This is a genomic window from Streptomyces sp. JJ38 (assembly GCF_019303475.1).
Classification (GTDB): domain Bacteria; phylum Actinomycetota; class Actinomycetes; order Streptomycetales; family Streptomycetaceae; genus Streptomyces.
The window spans coordinates 126,055-149,799 of sequence record NZ_JABLSI010000008.1; the positions used below are offsets into that span (position 1 = coordinate 126,055).

Below are 23,745 nucleotides of genomic sequence, written 5' to 3' on the forward strand. Positions count from 1 at the left end.
CGGTGCAATTGCCGTGTTGTGTTGGTCGGCAGGCTGATGCCTCGTCAGGAGTCCCGAGGGCCGGGCGACGGTTCCGGGGCGTGGTCAATGCTGACAGGAGAGTCAACGTGCCGCACTGTATCGCCCGTGCCTTCGAGCCGCTGCTGCGGCTGCTCCACGGAGTGGAGGTCAGCGCATGACGAGCGGAACCGGGCGGCTGCGGCTGCTGCCGTGGGCGGGACCTGAGGGGAAGCCGTGCTATCTCGCGGGTGGCGAGGGCGGATACCTGTCCCGGTTGGCCGACAACGTGGAGTCGGCACAGTTGGGCCTGGCCAGTGAACTCCTTCAGGAGGCATGGGATGTCCTGGACGGGCGGCAGTGGACGCCGGGTGAACTGCACCTGCTGGCTGTCCGGTTGGCCGAGGCGCTCGGCGATGTGCACCGCGTCGCGGTAAGCCGGGGCTCACGCCTGCCCGAGCCCGTTTGTGATGATTTCGACACCGACGGTGATGCGGAAAGCGAGGAAGACGGGCAGGGTGACTCGTGTTCCGTCGTTCGGGTCTGAACTCGGTTTGCGAGCGCCCGTTCCGGCCGGTGCTGGTCATACCCGGCCGGAACGGGCCGCCCACTGTGGGGGCTACGGGTCCAGGCGGGTGCGGCCGTGGAGGGTTAGGTAGAGGGTGTGGAGGGACTCCGGGGGGCCGGAGTCGAAGCGGTTGAAGACCTTGCCGATGGGGTTCCACAGGCGGGTGTCGGGCATGCGGATGCCGACGGGTTGGGCGAAGAGGGTGCGGTGTTCGGGGGTGAGGTCCACCCACTGGGCGTTGAACTGGCGGACGAGGGTCTCGCCGGCGTAGGCGCCGAGGGAGAAGAGGGTGTCGGCGACCTGCTCGCGGTGCGCGGTGCCGGTGCGTATCCCGTCGACGACTCTGTCGACCAGCTTGAGGCTCGCGATGGAGTAGTTCAGCGGCAGCTTGGTGCGGACCGTGATGTCGGTGACGAACGACGCCACGTGGGCGGGGATGTCGGCGGCGCAGGGGCGGGACGTCATGGTTTCGGGGTGCATGGTCGGTGCCCTTCTGTCGCTCCAGGTGTGGGGAGTGGCGGTGGCCGGGGCCTCCGGCGCGTGGGAGGCCCCGGCCACGGGTGTTGCGGTTACTGCGTAGTGAAGGTGCCGGCTATGCGGCGGATCTCCGGGAGCGCGTTGTAGAGGTGCTCGCCCGGGCACTCGGTGGCGTAGCCGTCCCGGTGGCCGGAGATGGTGTGCAGGGTGGCTACCTCGCCCGTCTCGTAGATGCCGGTGTTGCCGGCGGCGGTGAGGGTGACCTGGGCGGTCGGGTCGACGTCGAAGTGGTCCAGCTTCCAGGCGGAGACGTGGGCCACGGCCTGGTGGACGGCGGCGTTGGTCGTCGTCGCGTTGTAGTCGCCCAGGACCGCGATACCGGTGGAGTAGCCGTTGAAGCCGTAGACGTGGGCGGCCCGGACGGGCTTGTCCATGCCGCCGCCGCGGCCCTCGTAGACCGTTCCGCACTTGTCGACGAGGAAGTTGTAGCCGACGTCGTTCCAGCCGAGGGAGTCGACGTGGTAGGCGAAGATCGAGCGGACGACGGCGTCGGACTCGGTGCAGGTGTAGTCGTTGCCGGTGGCGGTGTGGTGGACGAAGACGGCGTCGAGGCGGTCGAGGTACTCGGGCGCCTCCTCGACCTTCTCCTCCTCGGCGCCCCAGTCGGCGCGGGAGACCACGGTCGGGGTCGCCACGCCGGGCTCCGGCTCCTCCGTCGGCTCTGGTTCGGTCGACGGGTCGGTGGTCGGGGTTGTGGTGTCCGGTGCGGTGGGCTCGTCCGTCGGGTCTGCGGGGGCCGTGGGTTCCTCGGTGGGCTCGCTGGTCTCCGTCGGCTCGGGGGAGGACGGTTCCTCGGTCGGCTCCGGTTCCGGTTCCGGGTCCGGCTCGGGGGAGGTGGGCTCCTCCGTGGGCTCCGGGTCCTCGGTGGGTGTCGTGGGCTCCGGGTCGGGGGTCGGAGTGGTTTCGGTGGGTTCCGGGGCCGGTTCGGTCGTGGGCTCCTCGGTGGGGGTGGTCGGCTCCGGTTCGGGGGCCGGGGTGGTTTCGGTGGGTTCCGGGGCCGGTTCGGTGGTGGGGGCTTCCGTCGGTTCCTCGGTCGGCTCGGGGGAGGGGGACGTCGTGTCCTCGTCCTTGCTGTTGCCCTTGCCGTTGTTGGACTTGTCCTTGTCCTTGCCGTTGGCCTTGTCCTTGCCGGGGCCCGTGCCCGGGTCGATCAGGTCGATGCGGAGGTCCTCGGGGAGGGGCTCGCTCTCGCCGCCGTCGGTGGGGGTGACGCGGGCCTCGACGCCGTCGGACGGGCCGACCCACAGGGGTTCGGTCGCGCCCCGGCCGCCGGTCTCGCCGGGCGTGTTCTCCACTCGGAGGGGCATCCAGTCGGACCAGGCGCCGGACTCCGCGTCCTTGACGCGGACTTCGACGGTGCCGGTGAGCGGTTCCGTGGAGTCGGCCCAGGTCATGCCCAGCAGGCTGAACGGCTCGGTGTCGCCCTGGGGGACGACGGCCGTGCCGTCGTCCCGGGTCTCGGCCTTCATCGTGTGCAGGGCGGTCGGAGTGATCGTGTCACTGTCGCCGTCCGGCGCGGCGGCCGTCGCGGCGACGGCGATTCCGGTGCCCCCCAGCACCACCGCCCCCAGCGCCAGCCAGGTCCGCCGCTTGAAGTTCGCCAAGGTGCGTCTGCGCGTGTTCCGCGGACTCACAATCCCGCCCCCTCGTATGTCTTGGTAAGTGCGTGCGGCCCGCATAGAAGGCCGCTCGCCCTACGAAGCGTCGAGGGGCTGGAAAACTTCACTCAGTTCTGGTGTGTTCTGGGTCACAAGGTGTTTGACGCCTGCTAGGGGCGCCCTTGGCCGCGATCCCGCCCCGCGTCGTCCGGCTCCGACGGCGTACCCGGCCCGCCTGTCCGGGTGTCGGCCGCGCGCTCGGCGTCCCCGGGAGGGGCGGAAGCCGACGGCGTGCCCGTGGCGTCCTGGCCGCCCGAGTGCGGGGCGCGGGCCGGGGGCGGGAGCGGGGAGCCGGGTGGGCCGGGGGCGGCGGGCGGTTGGCCGTCGCAGTAGCCGTGGACCGCGTCGGGCCCGCCGGCGGCGTGGACGAGGGGCTGGAACCCGGACGTCGTGAGGGCTTGCGCGCGGCGGTGTTCCGGGAGCTGGAGGTAGGCGTGGCACAGCCCGGCCAGGCGGGCTTGGCCGGCGCGACTGGGCACGGCCTCGGGGGGCCCGTTGCGGCCCGGTGCCGTGCTGTCGCCCTCGGCCGGGGCGGAGCCAGGCGGGGTGGCGGTGGTGTCGGGCTCCCCCGGAGCAGTGGGCCTGCCGGTGGCGGCGGGCGGCTTGGTGACGGGGGCACCGCTTTCCGGGGCGGCGGGGGCGGAAGGCGGCGAGGGGGTGAACGGGAGGCCCCCGCTGACGGCGGCGGCGGTCACGCCGCCGGTGAGGAGGGCCACTCCCGCCAGCGCGAGGACGGTGCCGCGCTTCCAGGGGCCGCGCCCCCGGCCCCGTCGTGCCCCGCGCAGACCGGGCTTTCGGACAGAAGCGCCGTACGCGCCGGAGGAGCCAGGGCCGGAAGTGGGGGAGACGTCGGAGGCGGGGGAGACGCCCGCCGCGCGAGCCGCGTTGCGGGCGTCGCGGGCGTCGCGGGCGTCGCGGGCGGCGCGGAACGCGGCCAGGGCCGCTTCCTCGCCGCGGAGTTCGTTCCCGGTGGGCGGCGCGGCGGCGGCGTCGAGGATCTGGGGTGTGGAGGGGGCGCGATCGAGCGGGGCCCGGGCGGCCCGCCGTGCGTCGTCGGACGGCCCCGTGGGGCGTCGTCGTGCGTCATCGCGGCTGGTCACGCTGGGCACCTCCCTCGTCGTTTCCGTCTCCGTAGGCGCGGGCCAGGGTGCGCAGGCCCCGGGACAGCGCCATGGCGACGGCGCCGGGGCGCTTGCCGAGGACGCACGCGGCGTCCTTCGTGCCGAGGCCCAGGATCACGCGCAGTATGACGGCTTCCGCTTGCGGCCGGGGAAGCGACCCGATGATGGCGAGGGCGTCCTGGGTGGAGAGCCGGGTTCCGACGATCTCGGCGACGTCCGTCGTGGTTCCGCTTTCGGCGGTTCGGGGTTCGGGTAAGAGGTGGTTCTGCGTGGTGAGTTCCGTGGCACGCCGGCCGCGGCGGCGGGCGAGGTCGCGGGCGCGGTTGCGGGCGACGGTGAGGGCGAAGCGGCGGAAGGCGGCGCCCCCGCCGTCGAAGTGGAGCAGGTCGCGGGTGAGTTGGAGCCAGGTTTCAGCGACGACGTCCTCGGCGTCCTGGCTGCCGACGATGACGGTGACGTATCTGAGGAGGTCCGGGTTCACCTGTCGGTAGACCGCTCGGAACGCCTCCTCGTCTCCCTGTTGGGCCTGTTCCACGAGGGCGGTCAGCGTGCCCGAACATCTGTTCGTCGCGTCTGCCACGCACTGATCCTCGCACGTCACGCTCCGCGCCCGCGCGCGTTTGGCGGCAGGTCGGAGGCGGGGACGCGTGAGGTCGTAGAAGGTTGTACGAGTGGGCGTGAAGATGCTGTGACCGTATGGGGAACCGCGGGGCTCTCGGGTGTGAGGTTGCCGGGGTGCGGGGAGGCGGGCCACGTGGCGTCGGGTCTGGCGGGTATGGGTCCGCGGGGGTTCGGGGGAGAGGTCCTCGGGGGTCAGGTGCGCGAAGGGCCGACGGGGGGTGACTCCGCGGGGGTTGGGGCGGCGCGGTCGTCCCGTGCCCCGGGGAGGTTCTCCGGGTCCGGACGCGAGGACGGCCGAGGTCGCCACCCCCCACAGGAGAGACCCCGGCCGCCGTCGTTCACGGACTGCGCAGGCAAGCCCGTACCTCTCTCTGCGTCGGCGCGCCGGGATGTGTTACAGCGCGCCGCCGCCGTTTCGCACCCGTTATCGAGCGGTTATCAAGGGGGGCGCACGCGCGTGCAAGTACACCTGCAAGTACAGATGCAAGTTCACTTACTCACCCGTCCGGCATGGACGGGGGTGCTCTGGAGGGCTAGCCTTCTGGACGCATCGACGTTGGTCGAAGCTTGAACATCTGTTGTGGGAGGCGCGCCCGGCCAGGGGTGTGGCCGGACCGTCTGTCGCGAATCGACGCAAAGTAGGGGCAGGGCAGCGTGCAGGGGGATGACGCGGAACTGACTGCCGCGCTATGCGCGGCCCAGGAAGGTGACGAGTCCGCCTTTCGGACCGTGTACCGCGCTGTGCAGCCGAGGCTGCTCGGCTACGTCAGGACTCTCGTGCCGGAGGCGGACGCCGAGGACGTCGCCTCCGAGGCGTGGTTCCAGATAGCGCGGGACCTGGACCGGTTCAGCGGTGACGCGGACCGCTTCCGGGGCTGGACGGCGCGCATCGCGCGCAACCGCGCCCTGGACCACATCCGGGCCCGGGGCCGGCGGCCGGTGCAGGGAGCGGACGAGAGCGAGCTGACCGGCATTCCGGACGGCGTCGACACCGCGGACGAGGCGATGGAGTCGCTGGGCACGGGGCGCGCGATGGCCCTCATCTCCCGGCTGCCCCGCGATCAGGCCGAGGCGGTGGTTCTGCGCGTCGTCGTGGGGCTGGACGCCAAGGGGGCCGCCGCCGTGCTGGGCAAACGGGCGGGGGCCGTGCGCACCGCCGCCCACCGTGGCCTGCGTAGGCTGGCGGAGCTGCTCGACGGGGCTGATGAGGCAGAAGACGGTCTGGAAGTAACCATTCCTGATCAAGCGCTGAACCAATCCCGCAGTGTGACGGAAAGGGCGGCCCCGACGCTGAGGGAAACGTGATGGCCGACGACCGGTACGCATGGTTGGACGAGGAGGCTGCGGAGCGGCTGCTGCGCGGGAGACCGGGTGACAGACCCGAAATGCCCCGGGATGGCGAGGGCGCGGTGCCGGACGGCGTTTCCGGGGCCGGGAACGCTCAGCGGCTTGCCGAGTTGCTCGGCGAGTTGATCCCGAGCTGCCCTGAATCTGCTGAAATGCCCGGTGAGGCCGCCGCCCTGACCGCGTTCCGCGAGACCCGCGAGGGGCGGGCCCAGACCGCCCCGGTGGCGGGCGGCGGGGCACTGGGTACCTCGGTGCCCGATATCGGTCGACGCGCGTTGCGGCGCACCGGTCGTCCCCTGCGTGCCGGGTTCGCCGTCGCCCTGGCCGGATGTGCCCTCGGCGGCGTCGCCGTCGCCGCGACGACGGGTGCCCTGACGGCCCCGTTCGACCCTCCCACCCGGGAGCCCGGCCGGAGCACCACCGCCCCGCCCCTCGTCTCCGAGGACGACGGCTCCGCGCCCGGCGAACGCGACTCCCAGGACAGCCGAGGCCCGGCCGGTGGAGCGCCGCGGACCGGCTCTCACGACGACCCCGCCTCCGGCCGGCCGGGCGCGGGCGGCGAGGACGCCGTCGACGGGCGCGGCGGTGACGCCGACTTGTCCTGGTCCCTCGACTGGCTCCTGCCCACGCTGCCCCGCACGGAGCGGGACCGCGCGATGGTGGCCCATCTGTGCCGTGCGTACGAGCGTGAGCTGATCCAGACGGCCGAACGGCGGCAGCTGGCCGAGGCCGCGGGCGGCTCCGAGCACATATCCCGCTTCTGCGGCTCCCGTGGCGACGGTGACGACGGCGACGGGCGTGCCGATGGCGGCGGCGACGGCGGCAACGGGGGTGAGAACGACTCCGGCTCTCCGGGCTCTGGCGAGGATTCCGGTCGCGACCTGCCCACCGGGCCCACCTTCCCCGCGGGCGGTGACGGCGACGGCGGTCTGGAGGGCGGCGACGAGGTGCCCGGAGGCGGTCTGGAGGGCGGCGACGAGGTGCCCGGAGGCGGTCTGGAAGGCGGCGACGAGGTGATCGATCCACCGGGCAACCCGCAGGGCCCGAACCCCGGACCGCCCAACGCTCCCGGCAACGGTGACCCCGCCCCCGGCAACGGTGACCCCGCCCCTGGCAACGGCGATCCCGCTCCCCATAACCCCACCCCCGGCGGCCCCGGAACCGGTGGAGGACCGGGCAACGGTGACGGCGGCCCGGGCGACACTCCCGGCAGCCCCGGCTCCAAGCCGGGCCATCCCAACCGGGGTAACCCCGGTAGCCCCGGCTCCAAGCCGGGCAGCCCCAACCCCGGTAACCCCGCCCCCGGCTCCAGCGGCGGCAAGCCCGGCTCCGACCACGGAGGCGAGCCCGGTTCCGGCGGCGGTGACCACCCCGGTGCCGCGAGCGGTCCTGAGGCCGATGGCGTGCCCGTCATCCCTGCTCAGCCGGGTCCGGCGACCCCTGCGACGTCCGCCACCGAGGACCGTTCCGGCACCGCGCGGACCCCGGCGTAACGTTTTTCGACACCCTGACGCAGTAGAGAGTGAGCCGACTGGTCATCGGCGAGCGCGACACCCGAGGTTCCCCCCGTACCGACGGGTCCGCGCATTGGCGCGGGCGGGATATGTTCCCCCGATCCCGCCCGCGCCCCATCTTCTTCTCCCCACGCTCCGCACTTCTCCCGCTGCTCCGGCTTTCTCGCCCGAGCCCATCCGGGGAAGTCCGTCGGTTGAGAGACTCGACGGCATGAGATTCGCCTACCGCTCCACCGCCGGTCGTGCCGGGGCCGTCGTCCCCGGCCCCCCTCCCGCCTCTCCCCGCGTTCGCCGTTCTCCCCGCGCTCACCGGGTACTGGCCACCGCTTCGGCCGTCGGCGCCCTGCTGGCCCTCGCCGCCTGCTCCGGCGGTGGCGAGTCGGCGGAGGACCGCAAGTCGCCCTCCGCCGACCGCCCGTCGTCCGTGGAGCCGCCACCCCTGCGCTTCCACCCCGTCGAGGCCGTGACCAACGGGCCCTGTCCGCCCGAGGAGCCCGGCGTGTGGATCGAGAACACGAGTGCGCCGGACGCCGAGTGTCTCCGTCTGCGGGACGCCGCCGCGCTGCGGTTGAGCGCGCCCGTGGAGGCGGCCGCCGAGCTGTCCCAGACCGCGCAGGGCTGGACGGTCAACATCGCGCTGTCCGAGGAGGACGGCCGTCGGTTCGGCGAACTCTCGGCGAACGCGGCCGTCCAGACACCGCCGAAGAACCGGATCGCGATCGTCCTCGGCGAGGGAGACGGCGGCAGGGTGCTGTCGGCGCCGCAGGTCTCCCAGCGGATCTCCGGCGGCAACATCGTCGTGAGCGGCAACTTCAGTGAGAAGGACGCTCAGAAGCTGGCCGCGGAGCTGAACGGCTGAGCATCACCGCGCCGACCGCCGTGCCGGGCCGACGCGTCAGCGGCCGGGGCGGGCACCGGCACACACGGAGCCCCGGCGTCCGGCGTCGGCGGTCGCTCACGCCTTCCTCCCACCCCGGCCGCCCGGTCACCACTCTTCCCCCGCCCCTACATCACCGCCCTCGAACGTCCGGTGAACGCCCGGCGGCGCGCACCCGGCCCGGCTCCCGCGCCACGTGACGTGTGGTCGCCGCTGACGTGAACCCGTGGTGTACGAGTCGTTAACTACGTCCTGAAATGGGCGGGTTGGCCAACCGGCGAAGTCCTGTTAACCCTCCGTTGCCTCAGCGTTGGGCAGTCCTGCGGAATCGGTTCCTAGCGTCGGGGACGTGCCAGTACCAACCCCTTCCGAGTCCGCCGGACGCGCCGTGCGCGTCGCGGTACTCGCCGACTCCGACACCCGGTGGAAGTGGGGCGCGCTCACCGCGCAGCGCCTCGTCGAAGCCTCCGGGGACGCCGTCGTCGACGGCATGCTCCTGCGCGGACGGGCCACGCCCACCGCCCGCCAGCTCCAGGACACGGGCGTGAGAGGCGCGGACGTCCGCGAGGTGACGACGGCCGAGTTCCTCGCCCAGGCCGGGGCGGAGGACGCCTACGACGTCGTCGTGCTGGCCTGCGTCGGCGGAGCCGTCCAGGCCATGCTGCACGGGCTGGCCAACCAGTGGCAGGGGAGACGGCGGCGCCCGGTCGTCGTCACGGGGTACGTGGGCGTCGTCTACGAGAAGCTGACCGACGGCCTGCTCCTGCGCAACGGGGCCGACATCGTGCTCGCGAACTGTGCCAGCGACGCGGACCGCTTCCGCGCCGTGTACGCGGGCGTGGGCACGCGCACCGGGAGCGTCGTGGAGTGCGCGCTCCCCTTCCTCGGAGGCGCGCCGTACGCGCCGTCCGACGAGCGCCCCTACACCGTCACGTTCGCCGTCCAGCCGTCCGTGCCCGACACCCGCAAGGACCGGCTCCACCTGCTCCAGCGCGCCGTCGGTCACGCCCGGCTGTACCCGGAGCGTGAGGTGCTGATCAAGCTGCGCAGCCGCCCCGGCGAGCACACGACGCACGTCGAGGAGCTGCCCTACCAGCGGCTTGCGGACCGGCTGCCCGGGGGGCTGCCGGACAACTGCCGACTGGTCTACGGGCACATGGGCGAGGTGCTGGACCGCACGGACGTCCTGGTCACCGTGAGCTCGACGGCGGCACTGGAGTCCCTGCACCGCGGCATCCCGACCGGCATCCTCACCGACCTGGGCATCCGCGAGGCCCTCGGCAACCACCACTTCGTCGGCTCCGGGTGCCTGACCTCCTGGGACCGGCTGGACGCGGGCGAGCTGCCCACGCCCGACCCGGAGTGGACGGCACGTCAGGGAGTCGCGGCCGACGGCGGCTACGAGGCGGCCTTCGATGTCGCCCGCAAGCGGATCGCCGAACTGCTCGCCGAGGAGCTGCCGCCGCTCAACCCCTACTACACGAGCGTCACGGCCGGGGGCTATCTGCCGGGCCTCCTCGGCCGCTACGGCCTGACGCCCGACGGCACCCCGAACGCCTCGGCTGGCGGCTCGGCCGCGGGACTGGGCGGCGCGGCCCGGCGCGTCGTGCGGCGTGCCGCGCGGGGCGCCTACCGCCAGGGCGTGCAGCGCGTGGCGCCCGTGATCCGCCGCATGGGGCAACTGTGACCCCCGCCGCCGGGCCCGCCGGGCCCGCCGAACCGCACCGGCCCCCGGGGCCCGACGTGAGCCAAGGAGCCACCGTGCCACCCACCGTCCTCGCCGTGATCCCCGCCCGGGGCGGCTCCAAGGGCGTGCCCGCCAAGAACCTCGCGCCGGTCGGCGGCGTCCCGCTCGTCGCCCGGGCCGTGCGCGCGTGCCTGGCGGCCGAGCACGTCAGCGACGTCGCCGTGTCCACCGACGATCCCGCCATCGCCGCCGCCGCCCGCGAGGCCGGGGCGGGCGTCATCGAGCGGCCCGCCGAGATCGCGGGGGACACCGCCACCAGCGAGGCCGCCGTCCTGCACGCCATGGACACCTTCGAGGCCCAACAGGGGCGCCCGGTCGACGTCGTCCTCCTGGTGCAGTGCACCAGCCCGTTCATCGACCGGGACGACGTCGCCGGGGTCGCCGCGGCCGTGCTCGCCGACGGCGCCGACTCGGCCCTGACCGTCGCCCCCTTCCACGGCTTCGTGTGGCGGGAGCAGGCCGAGGGGTCGCCCGGGCGCGGCCCCGGCGCCGACGGCGTCAACCACGACAAGGCGTTCCGCCCGCGCCGCCAGGACCGGCCGCAGGACTACCTGGAGACCGGCGCCGCCTACGCCATGCGCGCCGACGGCTTCCGCGCCGCGGGCCACCGCTTCTTCGGCCGCACCGACCTCGTGCGCACCGACCCCGCCCGGGTGCTGGAGGTCGACGACCCGCACGAACTCGCCCGCGCCCGCGCGCTGGCCCCGCTCCTCGACACCCGGCGGGCGGGCACGCTGCCCGCCCGCGAGGACGTCGACGCGGTCGTACTGGACTTCGACGGCACCCAGACCGACGACCGGGTGTACGTCGATTCCGACGGACGGGAGACGGTCGCCGTGCACCGCGGCGACGGGCTCGGCATCGCCGCGCTGCGCCGCGCGGGGCTGCCGGTGCTGATCCTGTCCACGGAGGTGAACACGGTCGTCGCCGCCCGCGCCCGGAAGCTGAACCTCCCCGTGCTCCACGGCATCGACCGCAAGGACGTCGCGCTCAAGCAGTGGTGCGAGGAGGAGGACATCGCGCCCGAGCGCGTGCTCTACGTGGGCAACGACGTGAACGACCTGCCCTGCTTCGGCCTCGTCGGCTGGCCGGTCGCCGTCGCGAGCGCGCACGACGTCGTGCGCGGCGCCGCACGCGCCGTCACCTCCACCCCCGGGGGCTCGGGGGCGATCCGCGAGATCGCCGCCTGGCTCCTCGGCCCCTCTCTCAGGGGCTCCGATCTGTGAGCCCGACACCTGGGCCCGAACCGCAGGCGCCGCGGCTTCCGCTGAAGAACAGCCAGAGCCACCAGAACCACCAGAACCACCAGAACAGCGAGCACTTCCAGAACCGCCCCAGCCAGACCGTGCAACGCCCGGAAGAAGGAAACCTCCCATGAACAACCCCCGTCTCCGCACCCTCGGCGCCAAGACCGCCGGCCCGGGGCAGCCCGTCTACGTCACCGGTGAGATCGGCATCAACCACAACGGCGAGCTGGAGAACGCCTTCGCGCTGATCGACGCCGCGGCCGACGCCGGCTGCGACGCCGTCAAGTTCCAAAAGCGCACCCCGGAGATCTGCACCCCGCGCGACCAGTGGGACATCGAGCGCGACACCCCCTGGGGCCGGATGACCTACATCGACTACCGGCACCGCGTCGAGTTCGGCGAGGACGAGTACCGCAAGATCGACGAGTACTGCAAGGAGAAGGGCCTCGCCTGGTTCGCCTCCCCGTGGGACACCGAGGCCGTCGCCTTCCTGGAGAAGTTCGACCTCCCCGCCCACAAGGTGGCCTCGGCCTCCCTGACCGACGACGAGCTGCTGCGCTCCCTGCGCGCCACCGGCCGCACGGTCATCCTCTCCACCGGCATGTCGACGCCGAAGCAGATCCGCCACGCGGTCGAGGTCCTGGGCAGCGAGAACATCCTGCTCTGCCACGCCACCTCCACCTACCCGGCCAAGGCCGAGGAGCTCAACCTGCGGATGATCCACACCCTGCAGAACGAGTTCCCGAACGTGCCGATCGGCTACTCCGGCCACGAGACCGGTCTCCAGACGACGCTCGCCGCCGTCGCCCTCGGCGCCGTCTTCGTCGAGCGGCACATCACCCTGGACCGCGCCATGTGGGGCTCGGACCAGGCGGCCTCCGTCGAGCCCGGCGGCCTCCAGCGACTGGTGCGCGACATCCGCACCATCGAGTCCTCCCTCGGCGACGGCGTCAAGAAGGTCTACGACAGCGAGCTGGCTCCCATGAAGAAGCTGCGCCGCGTCAAGGGCGTCATCGCCGAGGCCGAGGAGACCCAGGGCGCCGGCGAGCCCGCGCGGGTCTGACGAGCCCGCGCGAGTTCGAGGTGACCACCACCGCCACCCCCGCCCCCGAGCCCGAGCGCACCGGCCCGCGCCGGGCCGGGGGCGGGGGGACCCTGGCCTTCGTCGAAAGCCCGGTCCAGCTGCTCAACGTGTTGGAGTGGGCGCACGCCCGCGCACCGCGCGCGTCCGTGACCGTCGTCGTCCTGCCCCCGCACGACCCCATGACGCGCGGTCAGCTCCGTCGCATGGCCCAGCTGGCCCGAGACGAGGGGCACGCCGTCGACTGGGCGGAGGCCAGGGGCGGGGCCGGGGCGCCCCTGCGGACCGTCACCGCGCTCGCCCGCCCGCTGCGGGAGGCGGGGCGCATCGTCATCGGGGACCCGTTCTCGCGGTACGTGCAGCTGCTCCTCGCCCTGTCCGGCACCGCGGCCGACCTCACCGTCGTCGACGACGGCACCGCCACGATGGAGTTCACCGCCCAGCTCGCCGCCGGGGCGAAACGCTTCACCCGATGGCACCGCAAGGGCGCCGGGGGCGCGCGGGCGCTGCTGTTCACGCCCGCCTCGCGGCGCGCCCGGCGGCGGCTGACGCCCGGACCGCGGCGGCGTGTCGAGCTGTTCAGCTCGATGCCGGTCGAGCCGCCCGAGCACGTCACCGTCGTCGAGAACACCTTCGCCTGGACCCGGGAGCGCTTCGGCCCGCCCGCCCTGATCAACGGCAGTGACCTCGTGGGCACCTCGCTCGCGGAAACGGGCGTCGTCGACGTCGACCGGTATGTGGAGGCCGTGCGCTCGCTCGCCCGCGCGCACGGTGCCGTGCGGTACTTCGCGCACCGCAGGGAGCGCACCGAGAAGCTGCACCGCGTCGCGGTCGAGTGCGACCTGGAGATCGTCCGCCCGGACCTGCCGCTGGAGCTCGTGGCCCGCCGCGGGCCCGTCGCCCGCACGATCCTCAGCTTCCCGTCCACGGTCGTGCACACGCTGCCGCTCGCCCTGGCCGGCACGGGGGTCGAGGTCGCCGTCTGCGACGTGGACCCGGCCTGGCTCAGTGCAGGCGCCTCGCCGCGCGCCCAGGGCTTCCTCTCCGGCGTCACCGCCACGGCCCGCGGCGTCCAGCGCCTGCCCGCCTCCGGGGCCTGACCGGTGGGCGGCGGGGCGCGCTGACGGCTGCCCCCGCCGGGCCGCCGCGCTGACGGTCCGTCGGCTCCCGTGGCCCTCCACCGGCCCGCCCGGGTGCGGCGTGGCGAAGAACACACGCGGTAGGCGGACGCGGACCCGCTGGTGAGCGGTTGACGTGTACGTGAGTACGCTCGCCGGGCGTCCCGTCCAACCCGGGCGGGCCCGTGCCCTAACGGAGACTGACATGACGATGACCCGACCGGCGCAGCCGGCGACCGGCCCCGCGCCGATCTACGACAGCCTCATAGCCGAACACGGCGATGTTCCCGCGGAGACCCGCGCGGTGGCCGAGAAGGCCCAGCGCGAGGTCGCCAGAGCGCTCGACTGGAGCGATCTCGGCAAGCACCCGCTGTCGTCCAGCAATCCGCCGCACGGCCACCCGCCGGAACGCGGCGGGCGCTGAACGTACGGCGCCCAGAGGCCTGGTGGGCCGGCCCCCACACGGCCCTTCGCCCTCTCCCGGACACGGCCCCGCGGCCGCGCCGAACCACCGGCGTCAGTCAGTCGCGCGCGGAACCGGCGAAACATGCCAGAACGGCCCAGGGGGGAGGCAAGCGGTGGCAATCAACCAATTGGTATACCCATCTCACTCGGGGCGTATGCGCGTTGAGTGCCATGGATTTTTCCCCTGTGTGGCTTAACTTTCCGTGATCACTGGCCAGTTAGGGCCTCCGGGGGCATACGCTCAGTCGGGTGAACCAACTGCTGTCAGCCAAGTCCACCCAGCGGACGGCCGGTGAGACACCCCTGGAAGGGGCCCTGCCCGGCGACCTGTGCCGCGAGCTCATCACGTTCCGGCGGGACCTGCACATGCACCCCGAGCTGGGGCACCAGGAGTACCGGACCACCGCGGCGATCAAGGCACGCCTCGAACAGGCCGGCCTACGCCCCCGCGTACTGGGTATCGGCACCGGGCTGATCTGCGACATCCACCCCGGCCTGGCCGAGTCCTGGGACGGCGGCCGTCCCCTGCTCGCGCTGCGCGCCGACATCGACGCCCTGCCCATTCCGGACACGAAAACCGTGTCCTACCGCTCGACCGTCCCCGACCGGGCACACGCCTGCGGCCACGACGTCCACACCACCGTCGTCCTCGGCGCGGGCCTCGTCCTCGCCGACCTCGCCCGGCGCGGGCGGCTGCCCCACTCCGTCCGGCTCGTCTTCCAGCCCGCCGAGGAAGTGCTCCCCGGGGGTGCGACGGACGCCATCGACGGCGGTGCGCTCGACGGCGTCGGGCGCATCCTCGCCGTCCACTGCGACCCCCGCGTGGACGCCGGCCGGATCGGCCTCCGCCCCGGCCCCATCACCTCCGCCTGCGACCGGCTGGAGGTCACCCTGGAGGGCCCCGGCGGCCACACCGCCCGCCCCCACCTGACGACCGACCTGGTCACGGCCGCCGCCCGCGTCGTCACCGACGTCACCGCGCTCCTGGCGCGCCGCGTGGACACCCGGGCGGGGCTCGCCGTCACCTGGGGGCGCATCGTCTCGGGGCACGCTCCCAACGTCATCCCGCAGCGCGCGGAGCTCTCGGGCACCGTCCGCTGCCTCGACCTCCCCGGCTGGCGTGCCGCGCCCGACGTCGTGCACGCGGCCGTCGACGAGGTCGCGAGCCTGCACCAGGCCAAGCCGGAGATCACCTACATCAGGGGTGTCCCGCCCGTCGTCAACGAGACGACCACGACGGAGCTGCTGCGCAACGCGATGGCGGCCCGGCGCGGGGCGCACACGGTGGAGTCGACCGAGCAGTCCCTCGGCGGTGAGGACTTCTCCTGGTACCTGGAGCAGGTGCCCGGCGCCATGGCCCGCCTCGGCGTGCGCCCGCCCGGGGACCCGACGCCGCGGGACATCCACCAGGGGGACTTCGACGCCGACGAGCGGGCGATCAAGGTCGGCGTGGAGCTCTTCACGGCCGCCGCCCTCCTGGACGCCGCCCACGGCTGAGCCGCCGGCCCGGACACGTCCGGTGCCGGGGCGGCCACGGGCCGGTATCGGGCCGCGACCGCATCGGTTCCGGGCTGCTCCGCGGGGCTGGATCAGCGCTCTCACCAGGGCGGATATGCCCATGGCCGAGGCGGGTCCGGATGGGCGGACGGCTGGCCGGAAGTCGCGGTTAACACCGAAACGATAACGGACGGAAGCCAGGGCTTTACCTGACATCTACGCGCGTTACTCTGAGGCCGAGAGCCAGCGCCGGAAGGGGCGCTTCCTGAGAGTCGAAGGAGACCTCCTCTTGCGTCGGGTCACCAAGATTGCCGCCGCGGTCACCGCCACCGCGGCTCTCGCACTCACCACCGCTGCCTGCGGTGGCACCTCCACCGAGTCCTCCGGGGACAAGGGTGCCGCCATCGCCTACGACGTCGGTGGCCGGGGCGACCAGTCCTTCAACGACGCCGCCTACGCGGGTCTGCAGCGCGCCCAGGACGAGTTCGGCTGGGAGGGTGAGGACCTCGAGCCGTCGGACGGCGAGTCGGACGCCGACAAGGCCTCCCGGCTCAAGGAGCTGGCGCGCCAGGGTTACAACCCGGTCATCGGCGTCGGCTTCGCCTACGCGGGCCCCATCGCCGAGGCCGCCGAGGCGTACCCGGACACCACGTTCGGCCTCATCGACGACGAGCAGGCCAAGGGCGACAACATCGTCAACATGGTCTTCAGTGAGGAGCAGGGCTCCTACCTGGCCGGTGTCGCCGCCGCCCACGCGACCGAGACCGACGTCGTCGGCTTCGTCGGCGGTGTCGAGGTGCCGCTGATCAAGAAGTTCGAGGCCGGGTTCGTCCAGGGCGTCAAGGACACCAACCCCGACATCACGGTCAAGAGCCAGTACCTCACCCAGCCGCCGAACATGAACGGCTTCTCCAAGCCGGACCTCGGCAAGGAGGCCGCGCGCGGCCAGCTCGACGCGAAGGCCGACGTCATCTACCACGCGGCCGGTCTCGCCGGTCAGGGCGTGATCGAGGCCGTCGCCGCCCGCGGCGAGTGGGTCATCGGCGTGGACTCGGACCAGTACGCCCAGAAGACCCTGGCCCCGTACAAGGACTCGATCCTGACCTCGATGACCAAGGACGTCCCGGACGCGGTCTACGAGCTCATCAAGTCCGTGGAGGACGGCGACCCGCAGTCCGGCGTCGTCCGCTACAACCTGGAGACCGACGGCGTCGCCCTGTCGGAGTCCAACCCCGCGTACAAGGAGATGACCGACCTGACCGCGGCCGTGGCCAAGGCCAAGGAGGACATCATCGCCGGCCGGATCACGGTGAACACCACCCCGTGACGCGGGTTCGCTGACCGCCGCCGTACGCGTACGGACCCGGCCCGGAACCGGTGGGTGCTCCCCTCGCGCTCACCGGGCCGGGCCGCCCGGCACTCCCGGGGGCGGCACGTCTCCCGGGGGCGGCGCGGGAAGCGCGCCCGCACGGTCTTCCCGCGCCGTCCGGGGAGGCGTCCGGTCTCCCGGGCTCACCGTGCGCCCTCCCGCTGAGTGAGGAGTGCCCCGTCAACCGGGGACTCTACGCGCGTAGTCAGGGGCTCGGCGCGGTACCGTCACCCACGCCACCCCCGCACCCCCCGCCCCATCGCCACTCCGTTCGAGCCCACCCCCGTTCGAGCCCGCTCCTTAGCCCCGAGGAGAGTGCACCATCTTCGCCTCCAGCAGTCCGCCCGCCGTAGAGCTGGCCGGCATCACCAAACGCTTCCCCGGCGTCGTCGCCAACCACGACATCCACCTGTCCGTCGACAAGGGCACGGTGCACGCGATCGTGGGGGAGAACGGCGCGGGCAAGTCCACGCTGATGAAGATCCTCTACGGCATGCAGAAGCCGGACGAGGGCACCATCACCGTCGACGGCGAGCAGGTCACCCTGCACAGCCCCGCCGACGCCATCGCCCGCGGCATCGGCATGGTGCACCAGCACTTCATGCTCGCCGACAACCTCACGGTGCTCGAGAACGTCGTGCTCGGCAGTGAGTCCCTCCACGGGATCGGCGGGAAGGCCCGCGCGAAGATCCTGGAGATCTCCGAGGCCTACGGGCTCGGCGTCCGCCCCGACGTCCTCGTCGAGGACCTCGGCGTCGCGGACCGCCAGCGGGTGGAGATCCTCAAGGTCCTCTACCGGGGCGCCCGCACGCTCATCCTGGACGAGCCGACGGCCGTGCTCGTCCCGCAGGAGGTGGACGCGCTCTTCGACAACCTGCGCGAGCTCAAGGCCGAGGGCCTGACCGTCATCTTCATCTCGCACAAACTCGGCGAGGTGCTCTCCGTCGCGGACGACATCACCGTCATCCGGCGCGGCACGACGGTCGCCTCCGTCCACCCGCGGGACGTCACGAGCAAGCAGCTCGCCGAGCTCATGGTCGGCAGTGAACTGCCCGTCCCGGAGACGCGCGAGTCCACCGTCACCGACCGGCCGGTGCTCACCGTCGAGGGGCTGACCGTCCGCATCCACGACGCCGAGCACGGGCACCGCACCGTCCTGGACGAGATCGACTTCACCATCCACGCGGGTGAGGTCCTCGGCCTCGCGGGCGTCGAGGGCAACGGCCAGACGGAGCTGGTCGACGCCCTCATCGGCCTGCGGCACGCCGACGCCGGAACGATCCGGCTCGGCGAGGAGGACATCACCGGCTGGGCCACCCGCAAGCGCCGCGAGGGCGGCGTCGGCTACATCCCCGAGGACCGCCACCGGCACGGCCTGCTGCTGGAGGCCCCGCTGTGGGAGAACCGCATCCTCGGCCACGTCACCGAGAAGCCCAACAGCAACGGCTACTGGCTGAAGCCGAAGGAGGCCCGGGCCGACACCGAGCGGATCGTCGAGGAGTACGACGTCCGCACGCCGGGCATCGAGGTCACCGCGGCCTCCTTGTCCGGCGGCAACCAGCAGAAGCTGATCGTCGGCCGGGAGATGAGCCACACGCCGCGCTTCCTCATCGCCGCGCACCCCACGCGCGGCGTGGACGTCGGCGCCCAGGCCCAGATCTGGGACCAGATCCGCGAGGCCCGCCACGAGGGGCTGGCCGTGCTGCTGATCTCCGCCGACCTGGACGAGCTGATCGGCCTGTCCGACACCCTGCGGGTCATCTACCGCGGCCGGCTCGTCGCCGACGCGGACCCCGCCACGATCACCCCGGAGGAGCTGGGCACCGCCATGACCGGTGCCGCGTCCGGCCACCTGGAGCACGAGGAAGGGCCCCAGGACGCCCGGCCCGGCGACGACACCGACGGCGCCCAGAACGAGGAGAACGAGCATGAGTGACGGTGGTGGCGACGTGACCGACGGCGGGAAGCCCGGATCGCCCGAGCCGGGAGCATCCGCCCGGACGCCTGGCGGGAGGTTCGACACCGACCGTCTGATCATGGCCTTCGGCGGCCCTGTCCTCGCCCTCGGCGTGGCGGTCCTGCTGACCTCGGTGGTGCTGCTGCTCTCCGGCCGCAACCCGGTCGAGCCGTACGTCCTGATGGTGGAGTACGCGGGCAACGCCGACATCCAGGTCAACATCCTCAACCGGAGCACGACGTACTACATCGCCGCGCTCGCGGTCGCCGTCGGCTTCCGGATGAACCTCTTCAACATCGGTGTGGACGGCCAGTACCGGCTCGCGGCCGTGATCGCCGCCATCGTCGGTGCCGCGATCGAGCTGCCCGCGCCGCTGCACGTGCTGGCGATCGTCCTCGTGGCGATGCTCACCGGCGCCTTCTGGGCCGGTATCGCGGGCATCCTCAAGACGACGCGCGGGGTCAGCGAGGTCGTCTCGACGATCATGCTCAACGCCATCGCGACGAGCATCATCGCCTACCTGATCCTGCCCGCCCAGTTCGGCGAGCAGCGTGGCAACAACCTGACGACGGGCCTGATCCCCGAGTCCGGCTGGTTCCCCGGCTTCGACACCGGGCCCGGGGGCGTCATCTACGGCTTCATCGTCGTCGCCGTCCTCCTCGGCGTCCTCTACTGGCTCGTCCTGAACCGCACCCGGTTCGGATTCGACCTGCGCGCCACCGGAGCCAGCCAGAGCGCGGCGGCCGCCAGCGGCGTCGACGCCAAGCGGATGGTCTTCACCTCCATGGTGATCTCCGGCACCGTCGCGGGCATGGCGGGCATGCCGGTGCTGCTCGGCGACTCCCACACCTACAGCCTCGTCTTCCCCGTCGGCGTCGGCTTCACCGGCATCACCATCGCGCTGCTCGGCCGCAACCACCCGGTCGGCATCGCCCTCGGCGCCCTGCTGATCGCCTTCCTCGACATCGCGTCCCAGACGCTCGACTTCAACGGCTACGAGCGCGAGATCGCCACGATCATGCAGGGCCTGATCGTGATCGCCGTCGTCGTCAGCTACGAGGCGGTGCGTCGCTGGGGCCTGCGCCGCCAGCAACAGCGGGTCGGCGAGGAACTCGCCGCCCAGGCCGCGGGCGCCGCCGGCGGTAACAGCCAGAACCTGAGCAAGGGGGCCTCGGCATGAGCACCGTCGTCACGACCAAGCCGACGCCGCCGCCGTCGCCGCACCAGCGCGCGGACCGACGCCGGCTGACCCTCGCCCAGTGGATGCTGGTCATCGCGGCCGGCCTCGCGCTGTTCTCCGCCGTCCGGCTGATCACCGACGCCAACGGCATCACCTCCACCGGCCAGGTCTCCGCCGCCCTGCGCCTGGCCGTCCCGATCGGCCTCGCCGGGCTCGGCGGCCTGTGGGCCGAGCGCGCGGGCGTGATCAACATCGGCCTCGAGGGCATGATGATCCTCGGCACCTGGTTCGGTGCCTGGGCGGGTGTGCAGTGGGGCCCGTGGACGGGCGTCGTCTTCGGCATCGTCGGCGGCGCGCTCGGCGGGCTGATCCACGCCATCGCCACCGTCTCCTTCGGCGTCAACCACATCGTCTCCGGTGTGGCGATCAACATCCTCGCCGTCGGCGTCACCCGCTATCTGTCGAAGTTCACCTTCGACACGATGGAGGGCGGCACCGAGAAGCAGTCCCCGCCGATCGACTCGATCACCAGCATCACCGTGCCGGGGCTCTCGGACTGGATGCGCGACCTCAACAACGAACACTGGTTCTTCGTCTCCGACCTCGCCGGGATCGTCGGCGGTCTCGTCACCAACCTCTCCCTGCTGACGGTCGTCGCGCTGCTGATGGTGCCGTTCAGCTGGTGGGTGCTGTGGCACACCAGCTTCGGGCTGCGGCTGCGATCCTGCGGTGAGAACCCGACGGCCGCCGAGTCCCTCGGCGTCAACGTCTACAAGTACAAGTACCTCGCGGTGATGATCTCCGGCGGCTTCGCCGGGCTCGGCGGCGTCTTCCTCGCCGAGGTCGCGGCCAACATCTACCAGGAGGGCCAGACCGGCGGGCGCGGCTACATCGGCCTCGCCGCGATGATCTTCGGCAACTGGATGCCCGGCGGCATGGCCATGGGCGCCGGCCTCTTCGGCTACGCCGACAGCCTCAACCTGCGCGGCGGCGGCACCAACGTCCACGCGCTCCTGCTGTTCCTGGCCATCCTGCTGGCCCTCGCCGTCGTCTGGGAGATCTACCGCAGGAAGTGGGTCACCGCGCTCGTCGCCGGGGTCACCGGGCTCGGGCTCTTCGCCTACTACCTGTCCGTGGACGAGGTGCCCAGCCAGTTCGTCTCCGCCGCCCCCTACGTGGCGACGCTGCTCGTGCTGGCCCTGTCCGCGCAACGGCTGCGCATGCCGAAGGCCAACGGCCGCCCCTACCGCAAGGGCGAGGGCAAGTGACCCCGGCCGAGCCGCCCGCTCCCGGCTGGGAGGCGCTGCGGAAGCTGGCCCGGGACGCCATGTCCCGGGCCTACGCCCCCTACTCCGGCTTCCCCGTCGGCGCCGCGGCGCTCGTCGAGGACGGTCGGACGGTCAGCGGGTGCAACGTGGAGAACGCCGCCTACGGCGTCGCCCTGTGTGCCGAGTGCGGACTCGTCTCCGAGCTCGTCGCCACCGGCGGCGGCCGGCTCACCCACTTCACCTGCTGCGACCGCAACGGCGACCTGCTCATGCCCTGCGGACGCTGCCGCCAGCTCCTGTGGGAGCACGGGGGCCCGACGCTCGCCGTCGACACCCCGGGCGGTGTCCGCCCCCTGGCCGAGCTGCTGCCCGACGCCTTCGGCCCGCACGACCTGCAACGCTGACGCGCCCCGGGCCAGGCCCCCGCCCCGTGCGGACCGGGGCCGGCCCCCCGTCAGCCAGAGCCTCGACGCCCCGCGAAGGAACCCCGCATGGACGCCATCTCCGTCATCCGCACCAAGCGTGACCGCGGCACCCTCAGCACCGAGCAGATCGACTGGATCATCGACGCCTACACCCAGGGCCACGTCGCAGATGAGCAGATGTCCGCCCTGGCCATGGCGATCCTGCTCAACGGCATGGACCGGGCCGAGATCGCCCGCTGGACGGCCGCGATGATCGCCAGCGGCGAGCGGATGGACTTCTCCTCGCTGCCCCGCCCCACCGCCGACAAGCACTCCACCGGCGGCGTCGGCGACAAGATCACCCTGCCGCTCGCCCCGCTCGTCGCGGCCTGCGGCGCGGCCGTGCCCCAGCTCTCCGGACGCGGGCTCGGTCACACCGGCGGCACGCTCGACAAGCTGGAGTCCATCCCCGGCTGGCGGGCGCTGCTCTCCAACGCCGAGATGCTCGACGTCCTGCGCGATGTCGGCGCCGTCATCTGCGCCGCCGGCGACGGGCTCGCCCCGGCGGACAAGAAGCTCTACGCCCTGCGGGACGTCACCGGCACGGTGGAGGCCGTTCCGCTGATCGCCAGCTCGATCATGTCCAAGAAGATCGCCGAGGGCACCGGCTCCCTCGTCCTGGACGTCAAGGTCGGCTCGGGGGCGTTCATGAAGAACCTCGACGACGCCACCGAGCTGGCCCGCACCATGGTCGGCCTCGGCACTGACCACGGCGTGAAGACCGTCGCGCTCCTCACCGACATGTCCACCCCGCTCGGGCTGACCGCCGGTAACGCCCTGGAGGTCCGCGAGTCGGTCGAGGTGCTGGCGGGCGGCGGCCCGCGGGACGTCGTCGACCTGACGCTGGCCCTGGCCCGCGAGATGCTCGACGCCGCCGGGCTGCCCGACGCGGACCCGGCCCGGGCGCTGGCCGACGGCTCCGCCATGGACTGCTGGCGTCGCATGATCACCGCGCAGGGCGGCGACCCCGACGCCGCGCTCCCCACCGCACGCGAGCGGCACGTCGTCCCGGCCCCCGCCTCCGGGGTGCTGTCGCGGCTGGACGCCTACGCCGTCGGCGTCGCGGCCTGGCGGCTGGGTGCCGGCCGGGCCCGCAAGGAGGACCCGGTGCAGGCCGGAGCCGGCGTCGAGCTGCACGCGAAGCCCGGCGACACCGTGCGCGAGGGCCAGCCGCTGCTGACCCTGCACACCGACACGCCCGCCGCCTTCGACTACGCTCTGGCCGTCCTGGACGGCGCCGTCGAGATCGGCGGCGCCTTCACCCCGGCCCCGATCGTGCTGGGCCGCGTGGACTGACGGCGGCGTGCCCGTCGCCTACGCCGCCTCCGGCGGGACGGGAGCGATGAGGGCGAAGGGCGCGCCCTGCGGGTCCTGCACGACGGCCATCCGGCCCGCCATCATGTCGAAGGGCGGCTTCAGCACGAAGCCGCCCGCCCGCACCAGGGCGTCCACGGTGCTGTCCACGTCGTCCACGGCGAAGTACGTCAGCCAGTGCGAGGGCACGTCCGGGCCGAGCTGGTCGAGGCCCTGCATGCCCCCGACGGTGGTGCCGTCCACGTTCAGGGAGAAGTAGCCCTCGGCGCCCTTCATGGTGCTGGCGGCGATGCCCAGCACGGAGCCGTAGAAGTCGGCGGCGGTGTCCGTGTCCGCGGTGTTGAGCTCGCTCCACACGACCGCGCCCGGCTCGCCCGAGACCCCGAAGCCGGGGAAGTCCCGGGCCTGCCACAGGCCGAACACCGCGCTCGTCGGATCCTGGACGACGGCCATCCGGCCCAGGTCCATGACGTCCATGGGCGGCATGACCAGCGTGCCGCCGCCCTCGGTGGCCGCGGCACCGGCGGCGTCCACGTCCCGGGTGGCCAGGTATGTCGTCCACACCGGCGGCGGGGGCGGGTCCGGGCGGCTGCCGTCCGGGTTCATCGCCGTCATGATCCCCGCCACCGGCCGGTCCCGCAGCATGCACACGGAGTAGCCACCGGTCTCGGGCGGGCCGATCTCGCCCTGCCAGCCGAACAGGTCGCGGTAGAAGTCCAGGGCGGCCTGCTGGTCCGGCACCATCAGGTCGATCCAGCAGGGTGTGCCCTGGGCGTAGGGCGTGGTGACGTCGGGCAT

The 23,745-nt window shown here is 72.8% G+C and carries 21 protein-coding genes; 16 read left to right on the forward strand and 5 right to left on the reverse strand.

What is annotated here, in order from left to right; genetic code table 11:
* Positions 1 to 175: 175 nt before the first annotated feature.
* A complete protein-coding gene (locus HPT28_RS06285; RefSeq protein WP_219089924.1) occupies positions 176 to 544 on the forward strand; it encodes a hypothetical protein in 369 nt (122 codons plus the stop codon).
* A gap of 72 nt (positions 545 to 616) precedes the next feature.
* On the opposite strand, the gene HPT28_RS06290 is transcribed toward HPT28_RS06285, so the two are convergent.
* The 4 genes from HPT28_RS06290 to HPT28_RS27590 form a co-directional block, all read right to left on the reverse strand.
* Entirely contained in the window at positions 617 to 1,030 is a 414-nt protein-coding gene (locus tag HPT28_RS06290) for a hypothetical protein (RefSeq protein ID WP_219089925.1), read from the reverse strand.
* Positions 1,031 to 1,134: 104 nt separating this feature from the next.
* Positions 1,135 to 2,706 carry a peptidoglycan recognition protein gene (locus tag HPT28_RS06295; RefSeq protein WP_257578113.1) on the reverse strand — a complete coding sequence of 524 codons (1,572 nt, stop codon included), beginning with the start codon at positions 2,704 to 2,706 and terminating at the stop codon, positions 1,135 to 1,137.
* 164 nt (positions 2,707 to 2,870) lie between these two features.
* Positions 2,871 to 3,860 (reverse strand): hypothetical protein, encoded by a 990-nt coding sequence (locus tag HPT28_RS06300; protein ID WP_219089927.1) that lies wholly within the window; start codon positions 3,858 to 3,860, stop codon positions 2,871 to 2,873.
* Positions 3,844 to 4,461 carry an RNA polymerase sigma factor gene (locus tag HPT28_RS27590; protein ID WP_219089928.1) on the reverse strand — a complete coding sequence of 206 codons (618 nt, stop codon included), beginning with the start codon at positions 4,459 to 4,461 and terminating at the stop codon, positions 3,844 to 3,846. Before HPT28_RS27590 ends, HPT28_RS06300 begins: the two co-directional genes overlap by 17 nt.
* A gap of 695 nt (positions 4,462 to 5,156) precedes the next feature.
* Between HPT28_RS27590 and HPT28_RS06310 the strand changes: the two genes are divergently transcribed.
* From HPT28_RS06310 to HPT28_RS06380, 15 genes are all read left to right on the forward strand, one after another.
* Positions 5,157 to 5,807 carry an RNA polymerase sigma factor gene (locus HPT28_RS06310; RefSeq protein ID WP_219089929.1) on the forward strand — a complete coding sequence of 217 codons (651 nt, stop codon included), beginning with the start codon at positions 5,157 to 5,159 and terminating at the stop codon, positions 5,805 to 5,807.
* Positions 5,807 to 7,342, forward strand: coding sequence for a hypothetical protein (locus HPT28_RS06315; RefSeq protein WP_219089930.1), 1,536 nt, complete (start codon positions 5,807 to 5,809; stop codon positions 7,340 to 7,342). Before HPT28_RS06310 ends, HPT28_RS06315 begins: the two co-directional genes overlap by 1 nt.
* 232 nt (positions 7,343 to 7,574) lie before the next feature.
* Complete coding sequence (locus HPT28_RS06320; RefSeq protein ID WP_219089931.1) at positions 7,575 to 8,222, forward strand: hypothetical protein; 648 nt, start codon at positions 7,575 to 7,577, stop codon at positions 8,220 to 8,222.
* 367 nt (positions 8,223 to 8,589) lie between these two features.
* Entirely contained in the window at positions 8,590 to 9,927 is a 1,338-nt protein-coding gene (locus HPT28_RS06325) for a DUF6716 putative glycosyltransferase (protein WP_219089932.1), read from the forward strand.
* Positions 9,928 to 10,001: 74 nt separating this feature from the next.
* Positions 10,002 to 11,213: an acylneuraminate cytidylyltransferase gene (locus HPT28_RS06330; RefSeq protein ID WP_219089933.1), complete on the forward strand. Its 1,212-nt coding sequence runs from the start codon at positions 10,002 to 10,004 to the stop codon at positions 11,211 to 11,213.
* Between the two features lie 148 nt (positions 11,214 to 11,361).
* Positions 11,362 to 12,297, forward strand: a complete 936-nt coding sequence (locus HPT28_RS06335; RefSeq protein WP_219089934.1) for an N-acetylneuraminate synthase family protein — start codon at positions 11,362 to 11,364, stop codon at positions 12,295 to 12,297.
* Between the two features lie 20 nt (positions 12,298 to 12,317).
* Positions 12,318 to 13,415: a hypothetical protein gene (locus tag HPT28_RS06340; protein WP_374226926.1), complete on the forward strand. Its 1,098-nt coding sequence runs from the start codon at positions 12,318 to 12,320 to the stop codon at positions 13,413 to 13,415.
* A 223-nt stretch (positions 13,416 to 13,638) separates the two neighbouring features.
* Positions 13,639 to 13,857: a hypothetical protein gene (locus HPT28_RS06345; RefSeq protein WP_374226927.1), complete on the forward strand. Its 219-nt coding sequence runs from the start codon at positions 13,639 to 13,641 to the stop codon at positions 13,855 to 13,857.
* Positions 13,858 to 14,147: 290 nt separating this feature from the next.
* Complete coding sequence (locus HPT28_RS06350) at positions 14,148 to 15,395, forward strand: amidohydrolase (protein WP_219089935.1); 1,248 nt, start codon at positions 14,148 to 14,150, stop codon at positions 15,393 to 15,395.
* 289 nt (positions 15,396 to 15,684) lie between these two features.
* On the forward strand, positions 15,685 to 16,722 hold the full coding sequence (locus HPT28_RS06355) for a BMP family protein (protein ID WP_219089936.1): 1,038 nt from the start codon (positions 15,685 to 15,687) through the stop codon (positions 16,720 to 16,722).
* Positions 16,723 to 17,086: 364 nt separating this feature from the next.
* The gene (locus HPT28_RS06360; RefSeq protein ID WP_219089981.1) at positions 17,087 to 18,700 is read left to right on the forward strand and encodes an ABC transporter ATP-binding protein; all 1,614 of its coding nucleotides are present in this window, start codon (positions 17,087 to 17,089) and stop codon (positions 18,698 to 18,700) included.
* Positions 18,701 to 18,800: 100 nt separating this feature from the next.
* A complete protein-coding gene (locus HPT28_RS06365; RefSeq protein ID WP_257578145.1) occupies positions 18,801 to 19,901 on the forward strand; it encodes an ABC transporter permease in 1,101 nt (366 codons plus the stop codon).
* Positions 19,898 to 21,169, forward strand: coding sequence for an ABC transporter permease (locus tag HPT28_RS06370; RefSeq protein WP_219089938.1), 1,272 nt, complete (start codon positions 19,898 to 19,900; stop codon positions 21,167 to 21,169). Before HPT28_RS06365 ends, HPT28_RS06370 begins: the two co-directional genes overlap by 4 nt.
* Positions 21,166 to 21,573 carry a cytidine deaminase gene (locus tag HPT28_RS06375; protein WP_308119105.1) on the forward strand — a complete coding sequence of 136 codons (408 nt, stop codon included), beginning with the start codon at positions 21,166 to 21,168 and terminating at the stop codon, positions 21,571 to 21,573. Before HPT28_RS06370 ends, HPT28_RS06375 begins: the two co-directional genes overlap by 4 nt.
* A gap of 87 nt (positions 21,574 to 21,660) precedes the next feature.
* Positions 21,661 to 22,929 (forward strand): thymidine phosphorylase, encoded by a 1,269-nt coding sequence (locus HPT28_RS06380; protein ID WP_219089939.1) that lies wholly within the window; start codon positions 21,661 to 21,663, stop codon positions 22,927 to 22,929.
* 18 nt (positions 22,930 to 22,947) lie between these two features.
* Here HPT28_RS06380 and HPT28_RS06385 read toward each other — a convergent pair whose 3' ends face one another.
* On the reverse strand, positions 22,948 to 23,745 hold the full coding sequence (locus HPT28_RS06385) for a VOC family protein (protein WP_219089940.1): 798 nt from the start codon (positions 23,743 to 23,745) through the stop codon (positions 22,948 to 22,950).

What these genes read in the sequence shown, in the direction of transcription:
- HPT28_RS06345 (WP_374226927.1), top strand. Translation starts at nt 13,639, where the DNA reads ATGACGATGACCCGACCGGCGCAGCCGGCGACCGGCCCCGCGCCGATC.
- HPT28_RS06335 (WP_219089934.1), top strand. Translation starts at nt 11,362, where the DNA reads ATGAACAACCCCCGTCTCCGCACCCTCGGCGCCAAGACCGCCGGCCCG.
- HPT28_RS06385 (WP_219089940.1), bottom strand. Translation starts at nt 23,745, where the DNA reads ATGCCCGACGTCACCACGCCCTACGCCCAGGGCACACCCTGCTGGATC.
- HPT28_RS06290 (WP_219089925.1), bottom strand. Translation starts at nt 1,030, where the DNA reads ATGACGTCCCGCCCCTGCGCCGCCGACATCCCCGCCCACGTGGCGTCG.
- HPT28_RS06365 (WP_257578145.1), top strand. Translation starts at nt 18,801, where the DNA reads ATGGCCTTCGGCGGCCCTGTCCTCGCCCTCGGCGTGGCGGTCCTGCTG.
- HPT28_RS06380 (WP_219089939.1), top strand. Translation starts at nt 21,661, where the DNA reads ATGGACGCCATCTCCGTCATCCGCACCAAGCGTGACCGCGGCACCCTC.
- HPT28_RS06285 (WP_219089924.1), top strand. Translation starts at nt 176, where the DNA reads ATGACGAGCGGAACCGGGCGGCTGCGGCTGCTGCCGTGGGCGGGACCT.
- HPT28_RS06320 (WP_219089931.1), top strand. Translation starts at nt 7,575, where the DNA reads ATGAGATTCGCCTACCGCTCCACCGCCGGTCGTGCCGGGGCCGTCGTC.
- HPT28_RS06370 (WP_219089938.1), top strand. Translation starts at nt 19,898, where the DNA reads ATGAGCACCGTCGTCACGACCAAGCCGACGCCGCCGCCGTCGCCGCAC.
- HPT28_RS06315 (WP_219089930.1), top strand. Translation starts at nt 5,807, where the DNA reads ATGGCCGACGACCGGTACGCATGGTTGGACGAGGAGGCTGCGGAGCGG.